Origin of the sequence: Maribacter sp. HTCC2170 (genome assembly GCF_000153165.2) — a bacterium.
Lineage (GTDB): Bacteria > Bacteroidota > Bacteroidia > Flavobacteriales > Flavobacteriaceae > Maribacter_A.
This window is the reverse complement of sequence record NC_014472.1, coordinates 1,344,973-1,356,547: the sequence shown is the minus strand read 5'-3', so window position 1 is coordinate 1,356,547 and position 11,575 is coordinate 1,344,973. Positions and strand designations below refer to the sequence as shown.

Genomic DNA, 11,575 nt, shown 5'->3' with positions numbered 1-11,575 from the left:
TACTTTTGATGACATGATTTTACCTTTTGACGATACATATTTTATGAAAAAGGCTTTGCAGGAAGCTGAAGCCGCTTATGAAAAAGGGGAAGTCCCGATTGGGGCAATTATTGTTATCGATGATAGGATAATCGCTAGGGCGCACAATTTGACCGAGCAATTAAATGATGTCACTGCCCATGCAGAAATGCAAGCCATAACGGCAGCAGCGAATTTTTTAGGGGGTAAATACCTTCAAAACTGCACCATGTATGTTACTTTAGAGCCTTGCCAGATGTGTGCAGGTGCGCTTTATTGGAGTCAGATTTCCAAGATTGTTTTTGGGGCTAAAGACACGGAGAGAGGATGTGGTGCAATGGGAACAAAACTTCACCCAAAAACAAAGATAACGGGAGGTGTCATGGAGAACGAAGCCTCTGAATTATTGAAGCGGTTTTTTATCGAACGTAGAAATCTAAACTAATTAGAGGTAAATAAAAAACCCCAGCTGTGAAGCTAGGGTCTAGATACCTTAGAGAATACAATACTTTAGTCGACTACCTGCACTTGTGCTGCAACCATTCCTTTTCTACCTTCTTCTTCCTCGTATTCTACTTTGTCACCTTCTTTTAACTCAACACCGTTCAACGCTGTTGCGTGTACAAAGATGTCGCTGCCCGTCTCGTCGTTCGTAATGAACCCATATCCTTTGGATTCATTGAAAAATTTAACTGTACCTGTCATTCTAATTGATATTAAATAATAGATGTTTAGAATACTAATTTATAATTTTTATGGCAGACCTTTACAAATTGGACACTATTTCTTGTCAAAAATCATTGATTTTCAGGCTTTTCGGATTCTTTCCCTTGCATTTTTCGAATATTTTCTTCGGTCAACATATAGTCTTTCATCTTTTTACCTTGGCTTTCTTTGAATAGAAATAGGGGCATGGCCAAAAGAAAAATTCCAGCTGTTCCAAAACCAATAAACTTGTTTGCCAAAGCAACTTCATCTTCTTGTATTTTAAAACCATATAATATGGAAGCGATGGATGCTAAAACAATAAGTGTTATGACATATTTCATGTGTTTGATTTAATCAAGTTGGTTTCACTTTGTAAAATTAATCAACTTTCTACGGTAGGCCGTTAACAGTTTGGATTTGGAAACAAAACCTAAGTATTTTCCATCTTTAATGACAGGAAGATTCCAAGCACCACTATCCTGAAATTTTTGCATTACCTTTTGCATACTATCAGTACTATAGAAGATATGTTCAGGAGCCGAATGCATAAAAGTTTCTACAGTCGTAGATTCATACAGTGTAGTATCAAACATGAATTCTCGAATATCATCTAAAGAGACAATACCAATCAAAGTATCTTTATTATCAATTACCGGGAATATATTTCTCGATGATTTTGAGACAACACTATGCACCATTTTGCCAAGAGTTGTTTCAGGATGGACTGGTGTAAAATTCTTTTCAACTACTTCATCCAACTGCATCAAGGTTAAAACAGTTTGGTCTTTATCATGGGTCAATAATGCACCTCGTTGGGCCAGTTCTCTGGTATAAATGGTGTGGTCAACTACATTCTTCGTAATTAAATATGAAATGGAAGCAGTTATCATCAATGGAACGAACAATTCGTATCCTCCAGTGATTTCTGCAATTAGAAATATTGCTGTCAACGGGGCATGAATTACACCAGCGATTAACCCTGCCATTCCGATAAGGGTAAAATTACTTTCCGAGACATTAAAGCCTAAACCGATATTATTTATAATCTTGGCTACCATATTTCCCAACGCACTACCCATTACCATAGTCGGAATGAAAATACCTCCGGCACCACCAGCAGCAAACGTAGTTGTAGTAGCTATTGCCTTAAAAACGGTAATGCTGAAGAGTAAAAGAATCACTACCCATATGTTGTCTATGTACTCATTAAAAGGGGTTTCCCCTAAGGCCTTTAAATGGTCACCTTCCAACAAGCTATTTATAAAACCGAAACCTTCGCCATATAGTGCAGGAATAAAATATAACATAGCTCCAATGGCTAAACCACCAATTAACAGTCTGTATTTGGGGCTCTTAAATGGTTTGAACAATTTAAGGATAGCAAAATACATTCGTGTAAAATAAATGGATATAAAGGCTGTACAAATACCTAAGGCAACATAGAATAAAGTGTCTTTTACCTTAAAAGTGTGGATTACACTAAAATCGAAAAGCACCTCATTTCCTAAAAAGAAGTATGAGGTAAGCACACCTGATATTGATGCCAATAGCAAAGGAAGCATCGAAATCATAGTTAGATCAAGACTAAAAACCTCTACGGCAAAAATTATGGCTGCAATAGGGGACTGAAATATTGATGCAATTGCCCCTGCCGATGCACAGGCAATCAATAATGAGCGTGTTTTTGCATTTACATGAAACAGGCCTCCCATATTTGAACTTATGGCAGCCCCGGAAGCCACGGCAGGACCCAATAACCCAGTTGAACCACCAAAGCCGACAGTAAGGGGAGCGGTAACCAATGGCGTCCATATTTTTTTTAATGGAATGATTCCTTTTTTCTTGGAGAGCGCGAATAAAATTGATGAAATGGCATGTTGCAATTTCTCTTTGTGGACATACTTCACATATAAATACACCAATGTAAGTCCTATGATAGGTAATATAAAATGAAGTTCATTGCCAGAAAAAATGATTCCTTTTTCTGTAAGTGATTCAATGAAATAGGTTATGTTTTTTATAGTAACGGCAGCCAAACCTGCAAGCAGACCCACCACTACACTCATAATGTGGGTAAAAGTCTTGTTGGAGATATGTTTATACCTCCATTTTAAAAAGCGTGTGAAATATGTGTTTTTATGTGTAGACATTTTTGATTCTTATCTAAAAGTATTAAAAAATCCCGCTGTTCGGCGGGATTTTCTTTACTATAGATCTAACTTCAAATTAAGTTCTTTCAATTGCTCTCTATCAATAGGGGCAGGGGCATCTATCATTACATCCCGACCACTATTGTTTTTAGGGAAGGCTATGAAATCTCGAATAGTTTCTTGTCCACCTAAAATTGATACCAAACGGTCAAGGCCAAATGCGATACCGCCATGAGGCGGCGCGCCATATTGGAAGGCATCCATTAAAAAACCAAATTGCGCTTTTGCTTCTTCAGGGGTAAAGCCCAAATGTTTGAACATGGTACTTTGTATATCCTTATCATGTATTCTTATTGAACCTCCGCCAATTTCATTACCGTTTAAGACTAAATCATAAGCATTTGCCTTTACGTTACTTGGTTCAGAATCCAATAGTTCCAGTTGACCTGGTTTTGGTGAAGTGAATGGATGGTGCATAGCATGGTATCTTCCTGTTTCCTCATCCAACTCCAATAAAGGAAAGTCAATTACCCATAATGGAGCGAATTCTGCATTGTTACGAAGACCTAAACGTTCTGCAAGTTCCATTCGCAGTGCACTCAGTTGAGCCCTTGTTTCATTTATATTACCTGATAGTACGCAAATTAAATCACCGGGATTTGCCTCTGTGGCCTTTGCCCAATTACCAAGGTCATCCTGGTCATAGAACTTATCTACAGAGGACTTGAATGAACCATCTTCATTACATTTTACATAAACCATTCCTTTAGCACCCACTTGTGGTCTACGAACCCAGTCAACAAGCTTGTCAATCTCTTTTCTGGTATAGGAAGCACCTCCTGGAACAGCAATACCTACCACCAATTCTGCAGAATTAAAGACATTGAAATCTTTATGCTGGGCAACCGAGTTTAGTTCCCCGAATTCCATTCCAAAACGAATGTCAGGTTTGTCATTTCCGTATTTGGCCATTGCCTCATCATAGGTCATTCTTGGAAATTCAGTGGTCTCCACACCTTTGATTTCTTTTAAAAGATGACGGGTAAGTCCTTCAAAGGCTTTGAGAATGTCTTCTTGCTCAACAAAGGCCATTTCGCAATCTATCTGCGTGAATTCGGGTTGTCTATCTGCTCGTAGATCTTCATCCCTGAAACACTTTACGATTTGAAAGTACTTATCCATGCCTCCAACCATCAATAATTGTTTGAAAGTTTGGGGAGATTGTGGTAGGGCATAGAACTGACCTTCGTTCATTCTACTTGGTACAACAAAATCTCTTGCGCCCTCAGGGGTCGATTTTATTAGATATGGAGTTTCAACTTCGATAAATCCTTCTTTAGAGAGATAATTTCGAACTTCCATGGTCACCTGACTTCTAAAAATCAGATTCTCCTTTACTGGATTTCTACGAATATCCAAGTAACGATATTTCATGCGAAGATCCTCGCCGCCATCTGTTTGGTCTTCAATAGTAAAAGGAGGTGTCTTTGAAGTATTTAAAATGTTTAGTTCTTGAACAAGCACTTCTATATCACCCGTGGCTATGTTATTGTTTTTCGAAGCTCTTTCAATCACTTTACCTTTTACCTGTACCACAAATTCACGGCCTAGATTTCTAGCTTTTTCAAGCAGTTCGGTAGAAGTTCTTTTTTCGTCAAAAACGAGCTGGGTTATACCATAACGATCTCGTAGATCAACCCATGCCACAAATCCTTTATCCCTGGTTTTATGAACCCAACCTGATAAGGTCACGACTTCATTAATATTCGACTCTCTTAATTCTCCACAGCTATGACTTCTGTACATATATCGTATTTTAAAAATGCAAATTTAATAAGTATTGTGAAGTATTGACCATATAAAAGAAGACATTCCTATAAAATTTACAGGAATGTCTTTTAAATGTTAGTTTTCTTATGAACTATGCGGCCGCTTCTAGTTTTTCACTTGAACTCGTCGCATTTCCTTTGTTTCGCAATTTTTTAAGCCTAATTTTCATTCTATAGGAAATATTGAACAAGACTGGAACAATGATTAAGGTAAGGAATGTAGCCACTATCAATCCGTAAATAACAGTCCATGCCAAAGGCCCCCAGAAAACCACATTGTCTCCACCAATATAAATTTTAGGGTCGAATTCTGAAAATAAAGAGAAGAAATCTATATTCAAGCCGATTGCAAGAGGTATCAACCCCAGTACAGTAGTGATTGCCGTTAACAGAACAGGCCTCAATCTTGCTTTACCACCTTTAACAATAGCTTCTGTTACTTCTTCTTTAGAGAGTAGTTCATTTTCTGAATGGCCCAATTCTAACATTTTACGATCTATAAGAATCTGGGTGTAATCAAGTAATACCACGCCATTATTTACAACAATACCTGCTAATGAGATAATACCCATCATGGTCATCATTATCACGAACGCGTTCCCTGTAATCATAAGCCCTCCAAATACACCAATAAAACTTAAGAATATTGCAATCATTATAATGATAGGCTTCGAGATCCCACTAAATTGGAAAATCAAAATCAACATAATCAATCCCAACCCGGAGAAAAATGCACCAACTAAAAATTGCATTTGTTTATTCTGTTCTTCGATTTGTCCTGTGTAATCAATATTAATGCCTGATGGAAGATTTTTATACTCTTCCATTTCTTTTTGTATTTCGGCAACAATGGCACCAGCATCACTAAATCCTGGTTTTAGTTGGCTATAAACGGTGACAACACGTTCATTGTCCTTATGTTTAATAGCACTAAAAGATGAGGTGTTTCGTTGGGAAGCCACAGCAGATACGGGGATTTCCTTAATCTGGCCGTTCGCAGGGTCTCTGAAAATAATGTTCTGATTGAACAAGGCACTTGTGTTGTATCTGAGATCTTCATTGAACCTAACATTTATATCATAATCTTCACCATCCTTTTTATAGATTCCAGCTTTTTCACCAAACAATGAACGTCTAAGTTGGGATCCTACTTGACCTACAGATACGCCTAATTCACCAGCTTTTTCACGATCAACCACAACTTCCATGGCCGGCTTACTTTTGTTTACATCAATTTTAAGTTCTTCAATTCCAGCAATGTTTTTGCCATTAATGAAGTTGCGCATGTTTTCAGCCGTATTGATAAGCTCATCATAGTCTTTTCCTTCTAATTCAATATTGATGGGATAACCAGCTGGAGGTCCTTCCGCATTCTTTTCAACTGAAATAGCGACACCTGGATAGATGCCCGTTAAGGCATTTTGAATATTTAGACGTAGTTCCTCAGTATCACGACCACCTCTATGTTTAAATTCACGCATTGATACCGTAATCTTTCCTCGATGTGGCATTTCTGCAGCAGAACCACCATCAGTAAAAGGGTTGCCCGCACCTTCACCCACTTGAGATACAGCAGATTCTACTAAATAATTGAAATCTCCTTTTTTATACTTGTCCTCATTGATTACTGCATAAACACGTTTTTCTATATCAAGGGTAAGTTCGTTGGTCTTTTCGATAGATGTGCCTTGGGGATATTCGATATATGCATATATCTCATTTGGTTTGTTATCGGGAAAGAATTCGATTTTTGTTCTTCCACTACCCACAGACTTGCCAAAAAGCATGAAAACAACAATTAATAACGAAAAGGTTAAGCCAAAATACCAATACACGTTTTTTCCCCTTAGGGCATTTTTTAATTGTTTTTCATACCCATTTTCCAAACGTGTCATTACGTTTTTTTGGAATTTGATAGCAGCACCTTTGATTACATATTTATAGACCCAAAACAATAGAGCGGTCATTATCATTATCGACCCCAATCCTCTCATTGCGCCACCAACAATTAAAATAAATAGTCCAAAACCACCTAATATGATACTCAGACGAATCAATTGTTTTAGGGTTAACTCTTTTTCCCCAATTTCCATAAAACGGGAAACCAGCATAGAGTTCATAAAAATTGCAACGAACAACGAAGAACCTAAAACTACAGACAAGGTAATTGGCATTAAAATCATGAATTGACCAAAAATACCAGGCCATAATCCCAATGGTATAAATGCAGCAACCGTGGTAGCTGTTGAGATAATAATTGGGAATGCGATTTCCCCAATTCCTTTTTTAGTGGCTTCTATGCGTGGCATCCCTTCGCTCATAAGACGATATACGTTTTCAACAACCACTATGCCATTATCCACTAACATTCCCAGTCCCATTATCATTCCAAATAATATCATGGTATTCAATGTATATCCCAACATTGATAATATCATAAATGACATGAACATGGACATTGGGATGGCGAAACCAACAAACAGAGCATTACGAAAGCCTAGGAAGAACATAAGTACTGTTACTACTAGAAGAATTCCGAAAATGATATTGTTCACTAAATCATCTACTTGATTCAAAGTTCTTTCTGAAGAATCGTTTGCAATTGATATTGATAAATCGGCTGGATAATAATTCTCCGCTTGATCTTTGACCAAGTCCTTGATTTTATCAGAAGCGGCAATCATGTTTTTGCCAGCACGTTTTTTAATGTCTAGCATGACAACGTTTTCTCCAAATTCTCTTGCGAAGGTGGTTTTGTCTTCTTCTTCGAATGTTACTTCTGCTATATCTTTTAGATAGACCGCCCCATTTTCAGATTTAACAACAAATTCATCCAACTTTTTTGGGTTTTCAATTTCACCCATTATGCGAATTGTACGTCGTTGACCACTAGTTTTCAAATTACCTGCCGACATGGTCATGTTACCATTTCCAATAGCACTTAATACATCTTGAAAGCTAACTTTGGCCGCCATCATCCGATGTATGTCCACAGCAACCTCAACCTCTTTTTCTTGCGCACCACGAATATCTACTTCTTTAATCTCTGGTAGATCTTCAATTTCATCTTGTAAATGTTCGGCAAATTCCTTGAGTTTTTCAGTAGGGTAATCTCCCGTAAAACTTACGTTCATGATTGGAAAAGATTCAGATAAGCTTAAATCAAAAACATTAGGTTCTACCTTGGCGTTGTTGAATGTAGGCCAATCCTCACTGGCCTTTTCCCCATCAACTTCATCCTTAACTTTTTGTTTAGCCTCTTGTATAGTAATATCCTCATCAAATTCTACGGTGATAATAGAATAATCTTCTTGTGAAGTAGATATTATGTCAACTACATTACTCACGTTCTTTAACTTATCCTCTAATGGATCCGTAATTAAACGTTCAATATCTTCGGCAGTGTTACCTGGATATGGAGTGCTTATATATACCTTGGTGTCAACAATCTCCGGAAAATCTTCTCTGGGCATTGCATTATAAGATTGGAACCCGATATAAAGGAAGATTGCAATCATCACGTAGATAACCGACGGATTGTCTATCGCCCAAGATGAAAGCCTAAACTCCTTATTGGCGTTTTTTAACTGTTTGCTCATGTCTTTAACGTCTTTATTTAAGGATTTTTACTTTTTGACCGTCTTTCACCGTTCTTGCGCCTTCCTGAATTATATGATTGCCATCGGTTATTCCCGATAGAACTTCAACAAAACCATTTTGGGTTTTACCTGTTGTTATAATGCTTCTCGTAACTATTGCCTCATTGTTTTCATCAGGTTCTGAACTAACATAAGTGTATTGGTCACCAACTGCATTTTCAGATATTATACTCTGGGGTATAAGAATTGCATTATCATTTGAATAATCATTAAGTCTAACCTTAGCCGTAAGGTTTGGTTTAATATTTCCTTTTTTATTCGGAACAGGAATCTCGACAGTAAAAGACCGGTTACTGGGATTAATAAAATTACCGGTTTCACGAATCTTGGTATTGATACTATCACCTAGAACAGGGAAATAGACTACGGCTTCTTTGCCCTTGGTTATTTGCCCCAAATATGTTTCTGGAACATCAACCTCGATATACATATTACTAAGGTTCACAATACGAAAAACCTCTGAGCCAGGACCAGGTGACACTACTGTACCTTGATCTTTGATGACATCATCGATAATACCGGAAAAAGGAGCCCTTATGGTTGATTTTCCAAGTTGACTTTGAACTTGTTTTACTGTATTCTCTGCAGCGACAAAATTGGTTTTTGCCTGTAAGTATTGAATCTCGGAACCTATTTTTTGTTCCCAAAGTCTTTTTTGGCGCTCAAAAGTTGTTTTGGCCAATTCAGCTTGGGTTTTTAGTTGTTCTAACTGACTTCCCACGCCACCATCATCTATCTTTGCCAAGATTTGACCTTTAGAGACACGTTGCCCTTCCTTTACATATACGCGCTGTAGCGTTCCTGGCATTTCAGGGTAGACCAAAACATTCTGCTTGGTCTTAACTGCACCTTGCAATTCCAAATAATGTACAAAATTCTCCGTTTTTGCAGTTAAGGTAGTAACCAACGGAAGCTTCTCATTACTGTCCAGAATGGAAATAATAGAATCTAATTGGTTAGCTTGTATTTCGAGAGTCTTTTGTTGTTCAGAAATATCATTCTTCTTAGCTCTAATTGCTTCAAGGTCACCTTGGGCAATAATATCCTCAATTGATTTTCCTTGATCGGATCCACAAGCAAATAGGAGTAAAGTAGCTGTGATTGTATATATAACCTTCTTCATTGTTTGATGTTTAGTTGTTTGATTGATTAAGACTTGTTGTTCATTATTGTTTCTAAAGCAGTCTTTTTATTGATAACTTCTACCATTGATTGTAAGTATTCTTGCTGTGCTGTGTACAATTGGGTTTGCGCTTGACGCAGCTCAAAACTGCTTGCTAAACCTTCAAAATATTTTATTTGATTTTTACTTTCAATACGTTCTGCCAATCCCAGATTTTGTTTTGAAGTTTCATATTGTTCAATTGCCAAAATGTAATCGCTTTTAGCACGGTCCAATTGCAAGCGAATTTGTTCTTGAGCTTCTATGAATTGTGTTTTAGCCTTTTCAAGCGCAATTTTTGCCCGTTGTGTACTAGCACTTCTTTTTAATGAGCTGAAAATTGGAATATTTAAATCAAATCCCATAATGGAAGAATTGAACCACTTTGGATCACCACTTAGAAAATTAAAAGAATCGCTAAAGGATGAACTTCCGTAGTTGACAAAGGCATTCAATGTTGGCAATGCCCTACTTTTAGCTAACTTCAACTCTAGTGCTCGTTGTTGGTTCAAGTTGGCTGCCAATTTATAATCTACATTATTTTCTATGGAGAAAGCACTGTCCAATAAACCTAAATCTATTTTCTTTAATGTAAGATTGTCCAAACTATCAGTTAATTGGGTTGGGGAGTCTATGCTAATTCCCATAACCAAATTCAACATTTGTAAAGTGATCTCTTTCAGGCGTATCGCGTGTTTTAACTGGGTTTCAATAGATGAGAGTGTGATTTGCAATTGCTCTACGCTTTCTTCATCACCTAAACCATTTTCAAATATTTTGGTAGTTTCAAATAGATTTTTTTCCAAGGTTACCAGGTTCTTTTCAAGGATAGAAACACTCTCATTGGCCAACAGAACATTTCCATAGGCTTCAACAACGGATTTTCTTACTTCTAAATCTGTTTTTTCTTTATTGTTGGCACTATAATTCAAAAACGTTTTTGTTGCCTGAACTCCTACGATATAAGACCCATCAAATATTTGTTGTCTCAATGTTGCAGTTGCTGAGGCTTGCTGAGGTTGTGAAAATATTATAGGTATATAAGTACCAGGATCTCCACCAATTATTTCACCGGGGAGAAGACTAACAGGTTGCTTCAACTGATTTTGATAACTAATTGCTCCGCTAATTTGCGGTAAACCATCAGCAATGGTTTCCCATTTTTGTTTTTGGGCATCCACAATGTCCCGACCGGCATTAATGGCGGTGTAGTTGTTCTCGAGCGCAAATACTATGGCCTCATCCAAAGTAAAACTACTTGGTTGTTCTTGGGCGTATAAGCCCCCTGTGATTAGCAGGATTAGGATTAATACTCTAAATTTCATTATTGATTTTTTTGATTGTTTTTAACTAACTCTCTTTCAAGGATACTAATGCCATACAATGTTGAAATAGCCCTAGTATGATATTCTAGGATTTTCATTTCGGTATAGAAAATATCTTGCATTTTATTACTGAACATTTCATTCTCATAGGCTCCAAAAAGCAAGGTGAAATACATTTTGGTCACGATTTCTTTGTCGATATTCTCCCGATAGATTTTTTCTTCTATTCCTTTTTCTATGTTTGTCATTATACACTGACTGAAAGTAAGAGCCTCTCTTTGCATTAGTTTGGCGTAGATGGCTGGGTAGTACTTTTTTAATTGATACATAGGCGATGTTTCGGCTTTCTTGAACATATCATTAAATACGTTCTTTATTGCAAAATTTTCCTCTATTGCGTTTCTTCCCTGTGTTGAAACATCACTTATCATCTTGTCGATCGCATCTTGCATATTGATCACACAAGCTTCAATCAATTGTTCTTTATTATTGAAATATTTATAAATTGTTTTCTTAGAAATTGCCATTTCATTAGCAATCTCATCCATAGTCACACTCTTGAAGCCCAATTTCAGAAATAGATCATTGGCCTTATCTAGAATCTTTTCTCTCATACCTCTTTTGCATTTAGCGGGCAAATATAGGGACGGAAACTAAGAAAACACAAAAAGTTTCCAAAGTTTTACAATTTTTTAACATTAAAGTTTTTATGGCTCTAATTACA

The 11,575-nt window shown here is 37.0% G+C and carries 9 protein-coding genes; 1 reads left to right on the top strand and 8 read right to left on the bottom strand.

Translation table 11 applies throughout. The features are described 5' to 3' along the window. The first annotated feature begins 13 nt into the window (after positions 1-13). On the top strand, positions 14-463 hold the full coding sequence (locus FB2170_RS06045; protein WP_013305645.1) for a nucleoside deaminase: 450 nt from the start codon (positions 14-16) through the stop codon (positions 461-463). 65 nt (positions 464-528) lie between these two features. Here the strand turns inward: FB2170_RS06045 and FB2170_RS06040 are convergent, their stop codons facing one another. From FB2170_RS06040 to FB2170_RS06005, 8 genes are all read right to left on the bottom strand, one after another. Beyond that, positions 529-723 carry a cold-shock protein gene (locus FB2170_RS06040; RefSeq protein WP_013305644.1) on the bottom strand — a complete coding sequence of 65 codons (195 nt, stop codon included), beginning with the start codon at positions 721-723 and terminating at the stop codon, positions 529-531. A gap of 92 nt (positions 724-815) precedes the next feature. Then, positions 816-1,067, bottom strand: a complete 252-nt coding sequence (locus FB2170_RS06035) for a hypothetical protein (RefSeq protein ID WP_013305643.1) — start codon at positions 1,065-1,067, stop codon at positions 816-818. A 24-nt stretch (positions 1,068-1,091) separates the two neighbouring features. Beyond that, a complete protein-coding gene (locus tag FB2170_RS06030) occupies positions 1,092-2,876 on the bottom strand; it encodes a chloride channel protein (RefSeq protein ID WP_041632693.1) in 1,785 nt (594 codons plus the stop codon). Positions 2,877-2,933: 57 nt separating this feature from the next. Then, positions 2,934-4,682: an aspartate--tRNA ligase gene (gene aspS / locus FB2170_RS06025; RefSeq protein WP_013305641.1), complete on the bottom strand. Its 1,749-nt coding sequence runs from the start codon at positions 4,680-4,682 to the stop codon at positions 2,934-2,936. Positions 4,683-4,797: 115 nt separating this feature from the next. Then, positions 4,798-8,304, bottom strand: a complete 3,507-nt coding sequence (locus FB2170_RS06020; protein WP_013305640.1) for an efflux RND transporter permease subunit — start codon at positions 8,302-8,304, stop codon at positions 4,798-4,800. Between the two features lie 13 nt (positions 8,305-8,317). Next, complete coding sequence (locus tag FB2170_RS06015; protein WP_013305639.1) at positions 8,318-9,487, bottom strand: efflux RND transporter periplasmic adaptor subunit; 1,170 nt, start codon at positions 9,485-9,487, stop codon at positions 8,318-8,320. Positions 9,488-9,513: 26 nt separating this feature from the next. After that, positions 9,514-10,851, bottom strand: coding sequence for a TolC family protein (locus tag FB2170_RS06010; RefSeq protein ID WP_013305638.1), 1,338 nt, complete (start codon positions 10,849-10,851; stop codon positions 9,514-9,516). Continuing rightward, positions 10,851-11,465 carry a TetR/AcrR family transcriptional regulator gene (locus FB2170_RS06005; protein ID WP_013305637.1) on the bottom strand — a complete coding sequence of 205 codons (615 nt, stop codon included), beginning with the start codon at positions 11,463-11,465 and terminating at the stop codon, positions 10,851-10,853. Before FB2170_RS06005 ends, FB2170_RS06010 begins: the two co-directional genes overlap by 1 nt. Positions 11,466-11,575 lie beyond the last annotated feature (110 nt).